General features: G+C 65.0%; 22 protein-coding genes. 18 read left to right on the top strand and 4 right to left on the bottom strand.

All coding sequences use genetic code 11. From position 1 onward, the window contains the following. The first annotated feature begins 8 nt into the window (after positions 1–8). The 17 genes from rplF to MTX34_RS01715 all read left to right on the top strand — a co-directional run bounded on the left by rplF (position 9) and on the right by MTX34_RS01715 (position 10,855). The gene (gene rplF, locus MTX34_RS01795; protein ID WP_243608234.1) at positions 9–548 is read left to right on the top strand and encodes a 50S ribosomal protein L6; all 540 of its coding nucleotides are present in this window, start codon (positions 9–11) and stop codon (positions 546–548) included. A 1-nt stretch (position 549) separates the two neighbouring features. Then, positions 550–966 (top strand): 50S ribosomal protein L18, encoded by a 417-nt coding sequence (rplR, locus tag MTX34_RS01790; protein WP_032365631.1) that lies wholly within the window; start codon positions 550–552, stop codon positions 964–966. A gap of 34 nt (positions 967–1,000) precedes the next feature. Beyond that, positions 1,001–1,675 carry a 30S ribosomal protein S5 gene (gene rpsE, locus MTX34_RS01785; protein ID WP_032365630.1) on the top strand — a complete coding sequence of 225 codons (675 nt, stop codon included), beginning with the start codon at positions 1,001–1,003 and terminating at the stop codon, positions 1,673–1,675. After that, positions 1,675–1,854, top strand: coding sequence for a 50S ribosomal protein L30 (gene rpmD / locus MTX34_RS01780; protein WP_008718256.1), 180 nt, complete (start codon positions 1,675–1,677; stop codon positions 1,852–1,854). The genes rpsE and rpmD overlap by 1 nt, the downstream gene beginning before the upstream one ends. Before the next feature lie 2 nt (positions 1,855–1,856). Continuing rightward, positions 1,857–2,300: a 50S ribosomal protein L15 gene (gene rplO, locus MTX34_RS01775; RefSeq protein ID WP_032397532.1), complete on the top strand. Its 444-nt coding sequence runs from the start codon at positions 1,857–1,859 to the stop codon at positions 2,298–2,300. Positions 2,301–2,613: 313 nt separating this feature from the next. After that, complete coding sequence (secY, locus tag MTX34_RS01770; protein ID WP_032397531.1) at positions 2,614–3,936, top strand: preprotein translocase subunit SecY; 1,323 nt, start codon at positions 2,614–2,616, stop codon at positions 3,934–3,936. Then, on the top strand, positions 3,933–4,487 hold the full coding sequence (locus MTX34_RS01765) for an adenylate kinase (protein WP_243594744.1): 555 nt from the start codon (positions 3,933–3,935) through the stop codon (positions 4,485–4,487). Before secY ends, MTX34_RS01765 begins: the two co-directional genes overlap by 4 nt. Further along, entirely contained in the window at positions 4,487–5,281 is a 795-nt protein-coding gene (gene map / locus MTX34_RS01760) for a type I methionyl aminopeptidase (RefSeq protein ID WP_243608233.1), read from the top strand. The genes MTX34_RS01765 and map overlap by 1 nt, the downstream gene beginning before the upstream one ends. 266 nt (positions 5,282–5,547) lie before the next feature. Further along, positions 5,548–5,769 (top strand): translation initiation factor IF-1, encoded by a 222-nt coding sequence (infA, locus tag MTX34_RS01755; RefSeq protein ID WP_005140011.1) that lies wholly within the window; start codon positions 5,548–5,550, stop codon positions 5,767–5,769. An 89-nt stretch (positions 5,770–5,858) separates the two neighbouring features. Further along, complete coding sequence (rpmJ, locus tag MTX34_RS01750) at positions 5,859–5,972, top strand: 50S ribosomal protein L36 (RefSeq protein WP_025347279.1); 114 nt, start codon at positions 5,859–5,861, stop codon at positions 5,970–5,972. A 204-nt stretch (positions 5,973–6,176) separates the two neighbouring features. Beyond that, positions 6,177–6,551: a 30S ribosomal protein S13 gene (gene rpsM / locus MTX34_RS01745; RefSeq protein ID WP_008718227.1), complete on the top strand. Its 375-nt coding sequence runs from the start codon at positions 6,177–6,179 to the stop codon at positions 6,549–6,551. Continuing rightward, entirely contained in the window at positions 6,551–6,964 is a 414-nt protein-coding gene (rpsK, locus tag MTX34_RS01740; protein ID WP_027496331.1) for a 30S ribosomal protein S11, read from the top strand. The genes rpsM and rpsK overlap by 1 nt, the downstream gene beginning before the upstream one ends. Positions 6,965–6,985: 21 nt before the next feature. Beyond that, positions 6,986–7,591: a 30S ribosomal protein S4 gene (gene rpsD / locus MTX34_RS01735; protein ID WP_032397528.1), complete on the top strand. Its 606-nt coding sequence runs from the start codon at positions 6,986–6,988 to the stop codon at positions 7,589–7,591. Positions 7,592–7,690: 99 nt separating this feature from the next. Further along, positions 7,691–8,755, top strand: a complete 1,065-nt coding sequence (locus MTX34_RS01730; RefSeq protein WP_243594747.1) for a DNA-directed RNA polymerase subunit alpha — start codon at positions 7,691–7,693, stop codon at positions 8,753–8,755. A gap of 34 nt (positions 8,756–8,789) precedes the next feature. Next, a complete protein-coding gene (rplQ, locus tag MTX34_RS01725) occupies positions 8,790–9,377 on the top strand; it encodes a 50S ribosomal protein L17 (protein WP_243594748.1) in 588 nt (195 codons plus the stop codon). Positions 9,378–9,382: 5 nt separating this feature from the next. Then, entirely contained in the window at positions 9,383–10,279 is an 897-nt protein-coding gene (gene truA / locus MTX34_RS01720) for a tRNA pseudouridine(38-40) synthase TruA (protein ID WP_279392714.1), read from the top strand. A 30-nt stretch (positions 10,280–10,309) separates the two neighbouring features. After that, on the top strand, positions 10,310–10,855 hold the full coding sequence (locus MTX34_RS01715) for an NADPH-dependent FMN reductase (RefSeq protein WP_243608232.1): 546 nt from the start codon (positions 10,310–10,312) through the stop codon (positions 10,853–10,855). Positions 10,856–10,862: 7 nt separating this feature from the next. Here the strand turns inward: MTX34_RS01715 and eccE are convergent, their stop codons facing one another. Next, positions 10,863–12,491: a type VII secretion protein EccE gene (gene eccE / locus MTX34_RS01710; protein WP_243608231.1), complete on the bottom strand. Its 1,629-nt coding sequence runs from the start codon at positions 12,489–12,491 to the stop codon at positions 10,863–10,865. A gap of 199 nt (positions 12,492–12,690) precedes the next feature. On the opposite strand from eccE, the gene eccB reads away from it, so the two are divergent. After that, entirely contained in the window at positions 12,691–14,145 is a 1,455-nt protein-coding gene (eccB, locus tag MTX34_RS01705; RefSeq protein ID WP_243608457.1) for a type VII secretion protein EccB, read from the top strand. 7 nt (positions 14,146–14,152) lie between these two features. On the opposite strand, the gene mycP is transcribed toward eccB, so the two are convergent. The 3 genes from mycP to MTX34_RS01690 form a co-directional block, all read right to left on the bottom strand. Further along, entirely contained in the window at positions 14,153–15,544 is a 1,392-nt protein-coding gene (gene mycP / locus MTX34_RS01700) for a type VII secretion-associated serine protease mycosin (protein WP_243608230.1), read from the bottom strand. After that, positions 15,541–17,112, bottom strand: a complete 1,572-nt coding sequence (eccD, locus tag MTX34_RS01695; protein ID WP_243608229.1) for a type VII secretion integral membrane protein EccD — start codon at positions 17,110–17,112, stop codon at positions 15,541–15,543. The genes mycP and eccD overlap by 4 nt, the downstream gene beginning before the upstream one ends. A gap of 99 nt (positions 17,113–17,211) precedes the next feature. Further along, positions 17,212–18,201: an LLM class flavin-dependent oxidoreductase gene (locus tag MTX34_RS01690; protein ID WP_243594753.1), complete on the bottom strand. Its 990-nt coding sequence runs from the start codon at positions 18,199–18,201 to the stop codon at positions 17,212–17,214. Positions 18,202–18,265 lie beyond the last annotated feature (64 nt).

Here is an 18,265-nt window from a genome sequence, read left to right as displayed (position 1 = left end):
CCACCACCATGTCACGTATTGGAAAATTGCCGGTCCCAGTCCCCGCTGGCGTCGATATCACCATCGACGGCCAGAACGTTGCGGTCAAGGGCCCCAAGGGTGCCCTGAGCCTGACGGTCGCCGAACCCATTCAGATCGCTCGCGCCGATGACGGCACCATCTCCGTCACGCGGCCCGACGACGAGCGCAAGAGCCGCTCGCTGCATGGCCTCTCACGCACTCTCGTCTCGAACCTCATCACGGGTGTCACCAACGGTTACACCACGAAGATGGAGATTCACGGCGTCGGTTACCGCGTGGTACTCAAGGGCAAGGACCTCGAGTTCGCACTCGGTTACAGCCATCCCGTGCTGATCGAAGCACCCGAGGGCATCACGTTCACGGTCGAGTCGCCCACGCGATTCACCGTTGTCGGCATCGACAAGCAGAAGGTCGGTCAGATCTCTGCCAACATTCGTCGTCTGCGGCGTCCGGACCCGTACAAGGGCAAGGGCATCCGCTACGAGGGTGAAGTGATCCGCCGCAAGGTCGGAAAGACAGGTAAGTGATATGAGCCAGCAAACAGCAGACAAGGCGAACGTCGTCAAGCGCACTCCGCGTGGCACCGACGTCTCGACGAAGCGTCGCCTGTCGAAGGCACGTCGTCACTTCCGCCTTCGCAAGAAGATCTCCGGAACGCCCGAGCGTCCTCGCTTGGTCGTCAACCGGTCCTCGCGTCACATCCACGTGCAGTTGATCGACGACCTCGCGGGCCACACGCTTGCAAGTGCATCGAGCATCGAAGCCGATGTTCGCGCACTCGAGGGCGACAAGAAGGCCGTCAGCGCGAAGGTCGGCGAGCTCATCGCCAGCCGCGCGAAGGCAGCCGGCGTCGAGGCAGTCGTGTTCGACCGCGGCGGCAACAACTACAGCGGCCGCATCGCGGCACTCGCAGACGCAGCCCGCGAAGGCGGGTTGACGTTCTGATGATGACAATGACTGACAACGGAAGGACAGCCTGATGCCGGGACGTCAACGGCGTGACGGCGGAAGCGGCCCCGCCGGACAGAACAGTGGCCCCAACGCAGGTGGCGACAACAACCAGCGCGGCGACAACCGCGGTGGTGGCGGTCGCGATCGTCGTGACAACGGCCGTGGCGGCAACGCTGCGGACAAGTCGAACTTCATCGAGAAGGTCGTCACGATCAACCGCGTCTCCAAGGTGGTCAAGGGTGGTCGACGCTTCAGCTTCACCGCCCTGGTCATCGTCGGTGACGGCAACGGACTGGTCGGCGTCGGCTACGGCAAGGCCAAGGAAGTTCCCGCGGCCATCCAGAAGGGTGTCGAGGAAGCTCGCAAGAGCTTCTTCCGCGTCCCGATGATCGCCGGCACCATCACGCACCCCATCCAGGGCGAGGCCGCAGCCGGCGTCGTCATGTTGCGTCCGGCCAGCGCCGGTACCGGCGTCATCGCCGGTGGCGCTGTGCGTGCCGTGCTGGAGTGCGCCGGTGTCCACGACGTGCTGTCGAAGTCGCTCGGTAGCGACAACGCCATCAACGTCGTGCACGCGACCGTCGCAGCCCTCAAGGGTCTGCAGCGTCCCGAGGAAGTTGCGGCTCGCCGCGGCCTGACCCTCGAAGAGGTTGCACCCGCCGGAATGCTGCGCGCACGCGCACAGGCAGGAGCGGTGAAGTAATGGCTCAGCTGAAGGTCACCCAGATCAAGAGCACCATCGGCCAGAAGGCGAACCAGCGTGACAGCCTGCGCACTCTCGGGCTCAAGGGCATCCGCCAGACGGTCGTCCGCGAGGACAACCCGCAGAACCGCGGGCTGGTCAACACGGTGCGCCACCTCGTAACTGTTGAGGAGGTCTAACCATGACCATCAAACTGCACCACCTGCGCCCCGCAGCCGGATCCAAGTCGACGAAGATTCGTGTCGGCCGCGGTGAAGGTGGCAAGCGTGGCAAGACCGCAGGTCGCGGTACCAAGGGAACCGGCGCACGCAAGAACGTGCCGGCACGCTTCGAGGGTGGCCAGATGCCCCTCCACATGCGGCTCCCGAAGCTCAAGGGCTTCACCAACCGCAACCGTGTCGTGTTCCAGGTCGTGAACCTGCGCGACATCGAGCGTCTGTTCCCCGAGGGCGGTCAGATCGGAATCCCCGAGCTCATCGCCAAGGGTGCCGTTCGCAAGAACGAGCCCGTCAAGGTTCTCGGCGACGGAAACCTGACCGTGAAGGTCGAGATCTCGGCCAACAAGTTCACGGGCTCCGCCAAGGAAAAGATCGCCGCTGCCGGCGGTTCTGCAACCGAGGTATGAGCATCGGTTCGATGTGCTGACTAGCAGCGCATCGACCAGCAGTTCGTGACGATGGCCGCAGCCACAGCTCTCGCAGCTGAGCTGCGGCCATCGTTGCCTCGGCACCACGTGCCGTGGTCGACCGAACGGACAGGGTCCAACACTGACCGTCGGGCGGTTCGATACGCACTGTTAGAGTTCTAGAGTTCACAGAAGTTCGTTTCGATGCGGGCGACGCATGTCGCTTGCAGTCCATGCTCGTGAGGCTCACGGGAGCAGCAGTCGCTCCCGACGAAGCACTCGCAGCGTCAATGCAGTCGTGCCAGGAGGATCTTTGCTTTCCGCCTTCGTGTCGGCCCTCAGGACTCCTGACCTGAGACGGAAGATCCTCTTCACGCTCGGTCTGGTCGCCCTGTATCGCTTCGGTGCCACGCTGCCGTCGCCGGGTGTCGACTACGCCAATGTCCGAGCATGCATCGACCAGGTCTCCGGTGGAGATTCGGCGGGGATCTACTCGCTGATCAACCTGTTCTCCGGTGGAGCGCTCCTTCAGCTTTCGGTGTTCGCGATCGGCATCATGCCGTACATCACCGCCAGCATCATCGTGCAGCTGCTCACCGTCGTCATCCCGAAGTTCGAGGAACTCCGCAAGGAGGGGCAGTCGGGACAGGCCAAGATGACGCAGTACACGCGTTATCTGTCGATCGCGTTGGCCATCCTGCAGGCGACCGGCCTGGTGGCGCTCGCCTCACGAGGCCAACTGCTGCAAGGATGCCAGCAGGACATCATCGCCGACCAGAGCATCTTCGGCCTGGTCATCATCGTGCTCGTCATGACCGCAGGTGCAGCCGTCGTCATGTGGTTCGGTGAGGTCATCACCGAGCGCGGCGTCGGCAACGGCATGTCGCTGCTGATCTTCGCCGGAATCGCCTCGCGTATCCCGTCCGAGGGCAACTCGATCCTCGAGAGCCGCGGCGGACTCGTGTTCGGATTCGTCTGTTTCGCAGCGTTCCTGATCATCACCGGCGTGGTCTTCGTCGAGCAGGGGCAGCGTCGAATTCCCGTCCAGTACGCCAAGCGCATGGTCGGTCGAAAGATGTACGGCGGCTCGTCCACGTACCTTCCGCTCAAGGTCAATCAGGCCGGCGTCATCCCGGTGATCTTCGCGTCCTCGCTGCTGTACCTGCCGAACCTCATCGCCCAGCTCACGTCTGCGAGCACCGCGGTCGATCCGAGTTGGTGGCAGCGCATCATCAACGAGTACCTGGTGAACCCCGCGAACCCGGTCTACATCGCGATCTTCTTCGGTCTGATCGTCTTCTTCACGTACTTCTACGTGGCGATCACGTTCAACCCCGAAGAGCGCGCTGACGAAATGAAGAAGTTCGGTGGCTTCATCCCCGGCATCCGTCCGGGCAAGCCGACCGCCGACTACCTGAACTACGTCCTCAGTCGCATCACGTTGCCGGGAGCGGTCTACCTGGGCACCATTGCCGTGCTCCCGAACCTGTTCCTCGACATCGGTAGTTCGGGTGGAGGACAGAACCTCCCCTTCGGTGGCACCGCCGTGCTGATCATGGTCAGCGTCGGCCTGGACACCGTGAAGCAAATCGAAAGCCAGCTGATGCAGCGTAACTACGAAGGGTTCCTCAAGTGAGACTTGTTCTGCTCGGTCCCCCCGGTGCCGGCAAAGGCACCCAAGCCGTCCTCCTGTCCGAGAAGCTGGGCGTTCCGCACATCTCGACCGGCGACCTGTTTCGCGCGAACATCGGTGAGAAGACGGCGCTCGGACTCGAAGCGAAGAAGTACCTCGATGCAGGCGACCTGGTTCCCAGTGAGCTGACCATCGACATGGTCCGCAGTCGTCTCGCCGAGCCGGACGCCGTCAACGGCTTCCTGCTCGACGGCTTCCCCCGTTCGGTGGGTCAGGCCGAGGCACTGGTCGGCATCCTGGCGGATCTCGACGCGAAGCTCGACGCCGTACTGTCCTTCGTGGTCGACGAGGACGTCGTCGTCGAACGCATGCTCTCGCGCGGACGCGAGGACGACAAGGAAGACGTCATCCGGAACCGACTCAAGGTGTACCGGGACGAGACTGCTCCTCTGCTCGACTACTACGAGGGTCAACTCGTCACGGTCGACGCGATCGGTGAGGTGGACGAGGTCAACGCTCGCGCGCTGAAGTCCATCGAGGACCACGGCAAGTAATGGCGTTCGGCCGTAAACGCAAGGTCGTGCCGTTCCGCAGTGCCGGCGAACTCGACGCCATGGCTGCGGCCGGCGCGGTCGTCGGCGCTGCTTTGGTTGCCGTCCGGGCAGCGGCGGTACCCGGTGTGTCGACACTCGAGCTCGACCGAGTGGCCGAGGCGGTCATTCGTGACGCCGGTGCCGTGCCGTCGTTCCTCGGTTACCACGGCTTCACCGGCAGTATCTGCTCTTCGGTGAACGACCGTGTGGTGCACGGCATTCCATCGGCGGACGAACTCTTGGTCGCAGGTGATCTGGTGTCCATCGACTGTGGGGCGGTGCTCGACGGTTGGCACGGAGACTCTGCGTGGACATTCGGTGTCGGCGACATCATCGAGGCCGATGCGATGTTGAGTGAGGCGACGAGGCTTTCGATGGAAGCCGGTATCGCCGCGATGCTTCCCGGCAACCGGCTGACCGACGTGTCACACGCCATCGAATCCGGAACCCACGCGGCCGAGCAGGCGCACGGCCGCACGTACGGAATCGTCGACGGGTACGGCGGTCACGGCATCGGCCGAGAAATGCACATGGAGCCTTTCCTCGCGAACGAAGGCGCGCCCGGTAAAGGACCGGAGCTGGTCGTCGGATCCACCCTCGCGATCGAACCGATGCTGACTCTCGGTACGTACGACACCGACATCCTGGACGACGGGTGGACGGTCGTGACCACCGACGGGTCCAGGTCCGCGCATTGGGAACACACCGTTGCCGTCACCGAGGACGGGCCGCGGATCCTCACGCTGCGTCCCTGAGATTTCGACTGTGAGCTGCCCCTCTGACGCGGTCACCGCGCTGCGATGCAGGTCAACCTAGGCAGCGCACACTTATTTGGCCCCCCGGGTCTTTGCCGGTAACATAGATCGACGGTGCGTCCTGCGTACCGGATGTTTGCGTGCCTCGATGGCCCGCGAGCTGTTCCGGCGACACGCCGTCTCGTTCACTCGGGTCGGTCAGTGGGCATCACGGTAACGGAAACAGATGCAATCAACCAGGCGTGAGAGCCAGGATCGCGGAGGATATGGCCAAGAAAGACGGTGCTATCGAGGTAGAGGGCCGAGTTGTCGAACCGCTGCCCAATGCGATGTTTCGCATTGAGCTCGAAAACGGCCACAAGGTGCTCGCTCACATCAGCGGAAAGATGCGTCAGCACTACATCCGCATCCTTCCCGAGGATCGCGTCGTGGTAGAGCTTTCGCCCTACGACCTCACGCGTGGACGCATCGTTTACCGCTACAAGTAAGAGCTTCCCCGGCCACGTCCGGTCGGGGAGAACCATGCTCGGGGCCACTGCACGCAGCGGGGCCGAGCTACACACAGGAGATCAACGACGTGAAGGTTCAGCCGAGCGTCAAGAAGATCTGCGAAAAGTGCAAGGTGATTCGTCGTAACGGACGCGTCATGGTGATCTGCGACAACCTGCGTCACAAGCAGCGTCAGGGATAACCACCGAGCATTTCGCACGTCGGCTTGGCAAAAGCTAGAAGATGACCTCCCAGCACCAACCGCGACACACGCGTTGCGGCATACCCCCGGCACGGAGGCCGGGGCCCCACTGAGTTGGTTGAAAGACGCTTCGCACCCGAGTGGTGAGAAGGACACAGGGGACGGACTGGGAGCAGACCTCCGGACAAGAAAAGGAAATGCCACATGGCACGTCTCGCAGGTGTGGATCTGCCGCGCGAAAAGCGCATGGAGATCGCACTGACTTACATCTACGGCGTCGGCCGTACCCGCTCCAAGGAAATCCTCACAGCGACGGGCGTCAGCCCCGACCTGCGAAGCAAGGATCTCGGCGACGACGATCTGCGCAAGCTCAGCGATTACATCAACGAGTCCCTCAAGGTCGAGGGCGACCTGCGCCGCGAGGTCCAGGCCGACATCCGCCGCAAGATCGAAATCGGCTGCTACCAGGGTCTTCGCCACCGTCGTGGTCTGCCCGTTCGTGGGCAGCGCACCAAGACCAATGCGCGTACCCGTAAGGGACCCAAGCGCACCATTGCCGGCAAGAAGAAGGCGAAGTAATGCCCCCCAAAGCACGCGGTACCGGTCCGAAGAAGGCGCAGAAGACGCGTCGCAGGGACAAGAAGAACGTTCCGCACGGATCTGCGCACATCAAGAGCACGTTCAACAACACGATCGTGTCGATCACCGACCCCGCCGGAAACGTCATCTCGTGGGCGTCCTCGGGACACGTGGGCTTCAAGGGCTCGCGCAAGTCGACTCCGTTCGCCGCACAGCTCGCAGCCGAGAACGCTGCGCGCAAGGCACAGGAGCACGGCGTCAAGAAGGTCGACGTCTTCGTCAAGGGTCCCGGCTCCGGCCGTGAGACCGCTATCCGCTCGCTTCAGGCCGCTGGCCTCGAGGTCGGCACCATCTCCGATGTCACCCCTCAGCCGCACAACGGCTGCCGTCCGCCCAAGCGGCGTCGGGTCTAGCGGGAAGGAAAGGTTTAGAAAATGGCACGTTATACCGGTCCTATCACCCGCAAGTCGCGTCGTCTGCGCGTCGACCTCGTCGGAGGCGACCAGGCGTTCGAGCGTCGTCCCTACCCGCCCGGCCAGCACGGTCGCGCGCGGATCAAGGAGAGCGAGTACCTGCTCCAGCTGCAGGAGAAGCAAAAGGCTCGCTTCACCTACGGCGTGATGGAGAAGCAGTTCCGTCTGTACTACAAGGAAGCCAACAGGACCGTCGGCAAGACCGGCGAGAACCTGCTGACGATCCTCGAGAGTCGGCTCGACAACGTAGTGTACCGCGCCGGACTGGCACGTACGCGTCGTCAGGCCCGTCAGCTGGTCACGCACGGTCACTTCCTGGTGAACAACAAGCGCGTCGACATCCCCAGCTACCGCGTCTCGCAGTACGACATCATCGACGTCCGCGAGAAGTCCGCGCAGACACTGCCGATCCAGATCGCCCGCGAAAGCTACGGCGACCGTCCCGTCGCCCCGTGGCTGCAGGTCGTGCCCAACCGTCTTCGCATCCTGGTGCACAGGTTGCCGGAGCGCGCACAGATCGATGTGCCGCTCCAGGAGCAGCTCATCGTCGAGTACTACTCGAAGTAAGGCGCAGCACGCATGTGAGTCTCCCCGCGAGGCTCACATGCGTCTTCGCCTCCACACGTGGGCGTCAAATAGCGGACGCCCGTACAGGAGGAACACACAATGCTCATTTCACAGCGCCCGACGTTGACCGAAGAGGTCATCGCCGACAATCGCTCGAAATTCGTCATCGAGCCGCTCGAGCCCGGCTTCGGTTACACACTCGGCAACTCGCTCCGCCGCACCCTGCTGTCGTCGATCCCCGGCGCTGCTGTCACCAGCATCCGTATCGACGGCGTCCTCCACGAATTCACCACCGTCCCCGGAGTGAAGGAAGACGTCACCGACGTCATCCTGAACCTCAAGGGCCTCGTGGTGAGCTCCGAAGAAGACGAACCGGTCACCATGTACGTCCGCAAGCAGGGCCCAGGCGCTGTCACCGCAGGCGACATCGTGCCTCCGGCCGGCGTCACGGTGAACAACCCCGATCTGCACATCGCGACCCTGAACGACAAGGGCAAGTTGGAGATCGAGCTCGTCGTCGAGCGCGGTCGCGGCTACGTCCCCGCCGTCCAGAACAAGGCATCGGGTGCCGAGATCGGCCGTATTCCGGTCGACTCGATCTACTCGCCCGTGCTCAAGGTCACCTACAAGGTGGAGGCCACCCGCGTCGAACAGCGCACCGACTTCGATCGGCTCGTTCTCGACGTGGAGACCAAGAATTCCATCACCGCGCGGGACGCGCTCGCTTCGGCGGGCAAGACCCTGGTTGAGCTCTTCGGCCTCGCCCGTGAGCTGAACGTCGAAGCAGAAGGCATCGAGATCGGACCCTCGCCCGCCGAGGCCGATCACATCGCTTCCTTCGGACTCCCCATCGAGGATCTGGACCTCACCGTCCGGTCCTACAACTGCCTCAAGCGCGAGGGTGTTCACACCGTCGGCGAGTTGGTTGGTCGTACCGAGTCCGATCTGCTCGACATCCGTAACTTCGGGCAGAAGTCCATCGACGAGGTGAAGGTCAAGCTGCACTCGCTCGGCCTCTCCCTCAAGGACAGCCCCGCGTCGTTCGATCCGAGCACCGTGCCTGGCTACGACGCCACCACGGGCACGTGGAGTGACACCGACGCCGGCTCCTTCAGTGATACCGAAGGTGCCGAGCAGGACTACGCCGAGACAGAACAGCTGTAATCAGCTCGCTGGAGCTCTTACTAGGAGATTCATCATGCCCAAGCCCACCAAGGGCCGCCGTCTCGGCGGGTCGGCGTCGCACCAGAAGGCCATCCTGGCCAACCTGGCGACGTCACTCTTCGAGCACGGCCGCATCACCACCACCGAGTCGAAGGCCAAGCGCCTTCGTCCCCACGCCGAGAAGCTCGTCACCCACGCCAAAAAGGGTGATCTGGCGCATCGTCGTGAGGTACTCAAGACGATCAACAACAAAGATGTCGTGCACAAGCTGTTCGCCGAGATCGGGCCTTTCTTCGCCGATCGCGACGGTGGCTACACGCGCATCATCAAGACCGTCCCCCGCAAGGGTGACAACTCGCCGATGGCCATCATCGAGCTCGTCAACGAGCAGACGGTGTCCAACGAAGCCGATCGCGCACGCCGCGTGAAGGCATCGAAGGCTGCTCCCGCCGCAACCGAGGCTCCGGCCGAGGACGCGACCGACGAGAACGTCGTCGAGGCTGTCGAAGCCGACGCGACCGACGCCGAGGTGGCCAACGCCGACGCAGTCATCGACGGCATCGAGGACAACGACGCACACGCGTCGGACGCCCCCGAGGCCGAGGAAGCAAAGAAGGACTAGTCCTTTTGAGCTCCGAGCACGATCGAAGCGGGCCCGCCATTCCCTCAGGGGAAGGCGGGCCCGCTTTTTCGGTACCCACCAGATTTCGGCTCGACATCTCCTACGACGGCACGAACTTCTCCGGATGGGCGCGCCAACCGGGTATCCGCACCGTCTGCGGAGTGCTCGAAGAAGCCTTCTCCACAGTGCTGCGGCAACCGATAGAGCTGACCGTGGCGGGGCGAACCGACGCCGGAGTCCACGCGACGGGACAGGTGGCTCACTTCGATGCCATCGACGTTCCGGTCGATCACGACAGACTGGTCCGGCGAATGGCCCGGTTTCTGCCCACCGATGTTCGAGTGCGGGCCATCAGCACCGTCTCCCGCGATTTCGACGCGCGGTTCTCGGCGTACCGCAGGCACTACGAGTATCGATTCGGCACGGCGCTCTACGGCGTCGACCCCCTCGACGTCGCCGGTGTCGTCTCCTGGCCGAGGCCCATCGATCTGGGCGCGGTGCGGGAGGCATCCGCAGAATTGATCGGTCTGCACGATTTCGCCGCGTTCTGCAAACGACGTGACGGTGCCACCACCGTTCGGGAACTGCAGCGGTTCGACTGGGAGCGCAGCGGCGATCGCCTCACCGCGTACGTCAGCGCCGACGCATTCTGCTGGTCCATGGTCCGTAGCCTCGTCGGTGCCATGCAGGCCGTGGGGGAAGGTCGCCGAACTCCCGACTGGGCGCGGTCGCTGTTGACTCGCCGTGAGAGAGCGAGCGAGGTGACGGTGGCTCCGGCACATGGCCTGTCTCTGGTTGGCGTCGACTATCCGCCGGCCGACGAACTGGCCGCCCGGAACGTGGCCACCCGAGAAGTGCGGTCGGCGATCACTGACGACCAGTGCTGTGGGGGAGAGGGCTGACCGAGCGCTCCCGGGTCTAGTGTCGGAGCGATGCAGCCGATACAGCTCGCGATCGTCGTCGGTAGTGTGCGCGCCGGTCGAGTGGGACCGACCGTCGCGGCCTGGGTACGACGTATCGCCGCCGAGCGCAGCACCGTCGAGGTGGTCGACGTCGACCTGGCCGATTTCGAGTTACCCAATTCCCTCGTCCCGTGCGAGAACTCCGAACGATTCACCAGGACCATCGGCGCTGCCGATGCCTTCGTGGTCGTCACGCCCGAGTACAACCACGGCGTACCCGGTGCGCTGAAGACCGCGCTCGACACGGTCAAGTACGAGTGGCGAGGAAAGCCAGTGGGATTCGTGTCCTACGGCGGGCTCGGCGGAGGTATCCGGGCCACCGAACAACTACGGCAGATCACCGCCGAACTGCACATGGTCTCCGTCCGGGACGCCGTATCGCTGCACCGGATACGGAAGCGATTCGACAGCGAGGGTGGTATCGACGATCCGGCTGCCGTCGATGCCCTCGGTCGACTGCTCGATCAAATCGAGTGGTGGGCCGGCGCACGCCGGCGCACGGACTATCCCGGCTGAGGTCGAGTCAGGCACGGACCGCAGGACGCAGGCTTCGGGGTCGACCGATGAACGCCGTCTCCTGTGGAATCGTGACCAGCGTCAACTCGACATCGACCGGACCGGATCGAACTCGAACTCGATCACCAGACGCGTGAGGTTGGATGATCGTCAGATCCGGCTCCGATGTTGGCGGGCCCTGCTCCTGCTCAATGCTGCCCCTCTGCGGCGCATGCTCGGTCAAGGTCATCACGGTGATACCTGAAAGTTGTTGCTGCGGAGGCGGTGCCGAGCCGTGGGCGAAGTCGATCAGAATCACGTCGTAGGCCGAGCGAGATCGGGAGTCGTTGCCGTCGACGACCAGAAGTCGATCGGGAGCGTTCATCGCGTCCAGGAGTGCGCGCCAGGCATGTGGGCGGTCGGTCCGAACGATGACCCTGGCCCCGGTGGCGACGGCACGGAAGAGTAGCTGCTGAGCGAGATAGAGCTCCCCGGCGATCCGAACCCGAGCCAGTCCCGGGCCGAACAACCTGACCGCGACACCGTTTCCGCGGGCGTCCGATCCCACCAGTTGGCCGCAACCGCTGATCGGAAGCACCAACTCGTTCAACGTCGAGACATCGAGAACTGTGCAGGGAGACAGTGAGTCGAGGGCGGGAATCGCCAGGGGGAGTTGCGCGAACATCCCGTCTCGCTGGCTGCCGCTCATCGAGGTCAACGCGCGAACACGAGGCCGGGCCGGCGCAGTTCGGGTGACGAATCGGCACGATCCAGAGACCCGCACCTTGTCGGTATCGCGGGCCGGCTGCAGCCGGAACGACATCGTGGTCCCCAGGGACGACGTCGCCCACAGAGTCGAGATGTCCTCGGCAGTGATTGCGCTGCAATCGATTCCGAAACCGGTACTCGACACACCGGGCAAGGGTGCCGTCGACCATGTCTGTGTCAGATCCTCGCTGCTGACGCCCCGGCACATGGCCAGCACAGCAGATCGAAGTTCGGCGCCCGTCGACAACTTCGAGTACTGCCCGTGCGCCCGAAGAGCGCGCTGAATGCGCGTGCTCGCCACCACGGCCGTGCGAGCAGCACCTGCTCTGCCGCCGCCTCTGACATCGATCGCCCGAGCATTGGCGCGCAGATCGAGCGTGACTGCCACCCACACCGTTCGGTCCGCGACCGCCGGTAGCGGACCGATGAGACCCTCGTACACCTCGGTGGCGATCGAACCCGGCGCGCTGCGGAATCCGAGTGCGATGACGTCGATGGAACGTATTTCGATGTCGTGTTGCCGGAGACACGACGCCAACGCGTCGACGGCCAGTACGTGCTGCGTCTCGGCGCTCGCCCGGCCGAGGACAGTGGTGGCGTGCTGTGGCGGCAGGAGCTCGATGGTGCAGGTGACGGTGTCGCGCTGCCAGTGAACGCCGACCGGCCGGCCGGCACGGTCGACGTGTTCGGTGGTGACGCCCGCCGCCGGAGAGCGATCGGCGAGGAACCGCCAGATGGCCCGCATCCAGTGCACGACGGGTCTGCGCCGGACGGCGACGAACGGAACGAGCGCTACCGCACCAGCCGCGAGCAGTGCCCACGTCAGGGGCACCTGCGCTGTAGACAAAGCAAGACTCGTTGCCACCGCTGCTGCCTCGGCCGCGATCACGCGTGGGACTGTGGGCGTGACGAACGGAACGGCGGGCCGCCCGCGCCCTGTGGAATTCGTACGGGTCATCGAAACCTTCCCCCCGAAGGTCGCAGTGCCGTCGATCGCCGCCAACGCGGTCGCCGAGGTGTGCGGACGAACTGTACTGTGTCGCGTGACCCGAGTGGGGATCGGGTCGTCAGCAATCCTGGGGGGAATCGTGGCGTCGACGCCGACAACGAAGTGGCAGGTTGGCGGCTACCGCTTTCTGGTGCGCCGAATGGAACACGCGCTGATCAGGCGCGATGCCCGGATGCTGCACGATCCGATGAAGTCGCAGTCGCGGGCGCTCCTGGTGGGCGTCGTGATCGCCTGCATCGGTTTGGCGGGATGCGCTGCGTTGGCGCTGTTTCGGCCCCAGGACAAGATCGGCGACGCCACGATCGTGGTCGGCAAGGATTCGGCCGCGATGTTCGTGAAGGTGGACGAAGTGTTCCACCCGGTGCTCAATCTCGCGTCGGCTCGGCTGATCGTCGGCGCGCCCGACGAACCGTTGACGGTCAAGGAATCCGAGCTCGCGTCACGACCTCGCGGCGCGCTGGTGGGCATTCCCGGGGCACCGTCTGCTCTGCCGCACGACGGCGACGGCATTGCCGCGACGTGGACAGTCTGCGATACCGTCGACCCGATCGCAGGAGTGACCACCACGACCGTCCTGGTGGGTAGCCCTCACTACGGTGACAACGAGGCTGCGCTCGCCGAGTCCGAGGCGTTCCTGTGGACCTCCGGCGGCACCGCCTACCTGGTGCACAACGGCACCAAATCGCCGGTCGACCTGAACAACAGGGCGGTGGTCCGCGCACTGGGACTCGAAGACGCCAGACCGTCTCCGGTCAGTGCCGGTCTGCTCAATTCCGTGCCTGCGTCGCCGCCTGTCGCGGCACCGTTCATTCCCCGAGCGGGCGAGGCACCCTCGTTCCCGTTCGGCGGTCGAACGATCGGTTCGGTCGTCAAGGTCGCCGGTCGCGACGTCCAGCACTACGTGGTGCTCGAGGACGGTATTCAGGCGATCAACGAAACTGCTGCACTGCTCATCAAGTTCACCGATTCGCAAGGCAGCCCGGACATCGCAGCCGTCAATCCCGACGTACTCGCAGGTGCTCCCAAGACATCGATGGGACTGGCGGTGTCGACGTTTCCGGATACGACGCCCTCGATCGTCGATGCCGGTGAGCGCCCCGTCGGTTGCCTGACGTGGGAGCCTCTCGACGTTGCCGACGGCGGACCGTCGGCTCGAGTGGTCGAGTCGGCAGGCCGCGCGTTGCCGCTCGAGTCCGGGGCCCAACCGGTTGCACTGGCTCAGGCGGACGGTGGGGGTGACGCCGTCGATCAGGCTTACCTCGCACCTGGCAGCGGTGGGTTCGTGCGCAGTACCGGCATCTCGACCTCGAGCACCCGTCAAGGCAGCGTCTTCTTCGTGGCCGACACCGGAGTTCGGTACGGAGTCGATGGCCCCGAGGCCGCGTCGGCGCTCGGGTTCGGACCACCGGCTCCTGCACCCTGGCAGATGCTGCAGTTGCTCGGCAACGGACCCACCCTCGGTCGCGGTCAGGCCTTGACGATGCACGACGGGGTTGCCCCGGACCCGGAGGCTGCGGCACTTCCGACCAAGTAACGGTGTCTCACTGGGGCGGACCGCGTCGACGCAGCGGTATCGACAGGGCGAGTCCGAGCGCCAGGACCACCGCCACCAGCATCGAACCGGTGGCCGCTGCTGTTCGCGGACGGTGATCCGGTGCGGGCGGTGGCAGCGGCGCACTCAACGCAACACTGTCCGCAAGGACCGCACGCGGAGCGGGCGTCACGAGATCGGTGACTGCTGCGAGCGGATCGACGACGCCGTGACCGACCAGAGGGTTCCATCCTTCGGCGGGCGCGTGCGCCGTTCGTTGTATCCGGTCCACCACTTCCAGGGCGGACAGCTCGGGCCGGTGGGCGCGCACCAGCGCCGCGACGGCCGCGACCAGCGGTGCCGCAAAGCTCGTGCCGGACATGGGAAGCACACCGTCGGTGCCCAGAACACCGTTCGCAAGTCCGTTGCCCGTCGACGACAGCGAGGTCATGTTCGACCCCGGGGCGGCAACGTCGACCCACGGACCGGCGAGGCTGAACGGGGACGGTGTTCCGTCCGACTCGACCGAACCGACCGTCAGGACGTCGTCGAACCACGCCGGAGTCGCGATGGTTCCGAACGAGGCCCACGGATCCGTGCCGGGTCGGACCGGGTCGGTCATCGGGTTCTGTGTCCGGCAGGCCGCGCTGCCGACGTTGCCCGCTGCGGCCACGACGACAACGTTTCTCTCCCGGACGGCGTACTGAACCGCGGCACCGAGTGGACCGTCGGCAACGCCGCCTCCCGCCGGCACGCAGGCCACCTCGGAAATGTTGATGACCGTTGCTCCCGAGTCAACGGCAGTCCGGATCGCCATGGCCATCGTGCGCACGTTGCCGTAGCCGGCGGCATTCTCCGGCTCGGCGGCCTTTTCTTCCTCCGGTCTGTTGTCGACGATCTGAAATGCATTGCTGGACTGCCGAATCGACAGGATGCGTGCGTCCGGTGCGCCGCCGGCGAAGCCGCTCCCCGGTGCAGTCTGTGCCGCGATCAGACCGGCAACCATCGTGCCGTGCGCATCACAGTCGAACAAGCCGTCAGCTTTACTCACGTAGTCGCCGCCGGACGTCAGACCGGTGAGACGTGGATGAGACGTGACACCGGTGTCGATGACGGCAACCAGCTGTCCTGCCCCGCGGGTGATGGGCCAGACCGACGCGAAGTCGAGCGTCTCCTGCGCAGTCGGCACCTCCTGGGCGTCGATGGCCTCGGAGGGAAGGGCGCAGGCATTCTTCTGCTCAGTGGGTTCGAGCGGACCGGGCGAACTCGGGGGTGGCAGCTGCGCCGGGTCGATCACAGGACGTTCGGCAAACGCCGGGGACACACCGATGACTGCGTTCGACGCCAGGGCGAGTGCAGTGACCCCCGCGATGACGATCCATCGCTGCCTGCGCGGTGTCACAACCCGCGGACGACGCTGTACAGACCGCAGACCCACACTGCGATCGGGATGACCAGGGCAATGGTGGCGTACTCGAGCAGCTCGGCGGATCGCCGCATCACCGGCGAATACGTTCGGGTCGGCACGAGAGCGCCGAAGATCGACGCTGTCACGGCTCCTGCCAGAGCCACACCGAAGAGCGCGAGAGCGTCGTCCGGGAGCGCGACAACGGCACCCACGAGCAGCGCCAGCAGGATCGTCGTTCCGCCGGCCACCAGCGGAACCGCATGCGTCACCACCGCATAGGTACGACCGCGTAGGAGCAGCACAAGCGCACACAACGCCGCAAGCGCCACCGCGGGCCATGGGACGCCACCTCCGGAATCGGCTGCCGCCGCAACGAGAACTCCCGCAACCACGGCGGTGGTGAACGCCAGCAACAGACCGGTCAGACAGCTGCGAGCCCGAGCGGCGGCCACCTGCAGATCGGCGAACGAGATCGCGTCGAGTTCGGCCTCCTCGACCGTGTCCAACGGCGCTCCTGCGGTGGGAACCGCCGGAAGCGGCAACCCGGCCTGCATCATCGACACGCGAGCGGACAGCGCGATTCCCGCGAGCCCGACGAGAGCAGCGGCAGTGCCGATCGACGGTAGCGGCATCGTCGTGAACAGCGTGCATACCGTGGCGACGAACACGAGGAGTGCCGACACGATCGCGGCAGTGAACAGTGCGAAACCGGATCCGCCGATACGCAGGGACAGCAGGGCTGTCGCGCCCGCCATGGCAGAACCCAGCATCAGTTGAGCCGCACCGAACTGCCCGGGTACCAACAGAGTTCCGCCGGTGAACATCAGCGCTACTGCACATCCACCGAAGAGGACAGCGATTGCGTGTTGGTGATACGCCCGCCCCAGAATCATCCCCGTGATCGCGAAGAGGATCGACGCGGTGATTGCCGAGAGTCCTTCGACGACGTTGCCGGTGTTCGCGGCCCCGGCCCGGATCGGCCCGCCCAACACGACTGCACACGCCAGCAACACGAGCGAGCCGGTGACGACCGAACCCACCGTTCGCGCAGTACCTGCCGTCCACTGCGACACGTCGTCACTGCCTGCCAGCGCAACAGAATTCATGAGGTCGTCGAAGAGCGGAACCGGCACGGGCCGCTCGGCGACCCCCAACACGAGCAGCTCACCGTCGCGCACGGACAACTCGGCGAGGGTCGACGTCGGTGACAGCGGTGGGAAGCCGATCCGCGCGAGGGTCCACGCCACGGGCAACCCCTCCGAAGCACCCCCGGCCGCAGGCTCCACTCCCGCTCTCCCGGGTCGTTCCGCGGGCTCCACTCCCGCAATCATGTCGATGATCCCCGGAACGAGGAGCGAGACCGGAACGTCCACGGGCAGCGCCATGTCCACCTGTGTCGACCTCGCCAGCACCGTCACTCGGCAGACTTCCTGCGCACGTACTGAGTGCGTGCCGGACGAGCGCCGACCGGCATCACCGACGGCATTCGATTCCGTCGGAGCAGTAGGTGCAATGCGCGACGGCGCGATACCGGCCGATGGACGGCTCTCGGCACGTGTCATGAAGATCCCCCCGGATGCGTGCGGTTGTACCGATGCCCGCCCCAATGGGCATCGGTGTGCAAACCCTACGACATCGCGGCGACAGGCGATCGCCGGTGCTCAGGCAGGAACGAGGTCACTCACCTGTGCGAGCAACTCGAACGAGCGCAGCCACGACGCGCGGTCGGACACACCGGATGCGACGATCAGCTCGTCCGCGCCTGTTCGCTCGGCGAATCGGTCGAGGTAGTCCCTCACCATGTCCGGTGTTCCCACTGCCGAGTACTTGGTCATCTTCGCGATCTGTTGGCCCGCCGGTGCCTCCAGAACCATGTCGGCTTCCTCGTCGGTGAAGGTTCGGCCCCGGCCCAGCAGCAGGCTGACGCGGCTGCGCTTGGTGCGGAGGAACTGTGCCTGAGCGTCGGCCAGCGAATCGGCCGCGATCACGTTGACACCGACGATCAGGTGCGGCTCCGACAACTGCGCCGACGGGCGGAAGTCACGGCGATAGATCTCGACCGCCTGCTCGAGCGCGTCGGGCGCGAAGTGCGACGCGAAGGCGTAGGGAAGGCCGAGTGCCGCGGCGAGTTGGGCACCGAACAGCGACGAGCCGAGGATGTACAGCGGTACCTCGGTGCCGGCTCCCGGCGTCGCGTTCACTCCTGGGACGAGAGATTCCGCCGACAGGTAGCCCTGTAGTTCCTGGACGTCCTGCGGGAAGCGGTCTGCGGACGCGGGGTCGCGACGCATCGCCCGCATCGTCACCTGATCGCTGCCGGGTGCGCGACCGAGCCCCAGGTCGATTCGTCCCGGGTACAGCGTTGCCAAGGTGCCGAACTGCTCGGCGATGGTCAGCGGCGCGTGATTGGGGAGCATGATTCCGCCGGATCCCAGCCGAATTCGCTGCGTATGGGCTGCGACGTGCCCGATCAGAACCGACGTGGCCGACGACGCGATGGTCTTCATGTTGTGGTGCTCGGCGTACCAGATCCGTCGGTACCCCCAGTTCTCGGCGTGCTGCGCGAGTGTCACGCTGGCGTCGAAGCTGTCGCGGACTGTTTCGCCCTCGCCCACATGGGCGAGATCGAGGATGGACAGGGGTACGGACACGGTCGGGGCCCAGCCTTTCGTTCGTCGAGCACGCGGCCGAAGAGCCGCTTTTCGGTGCAACGGC

Origin of the sequence: Rhodococcus sp. ARC_M5 (assembly GCF_022810405.1) — a bacterium.
In the GTDB taxonomy this organism is placed as follows: Bacteria; Actinomycetota; Actinomycetes; order Mycobacteriales; family Mycobacteriaceae; genus Rhodococcoides; species Rhodococcoides navarretei.
The sequence above is the reverse complement of the archived record's forward strand: the minus strand, read 5'-3'. Positions and strand labels throughout refer to the sequence as shown.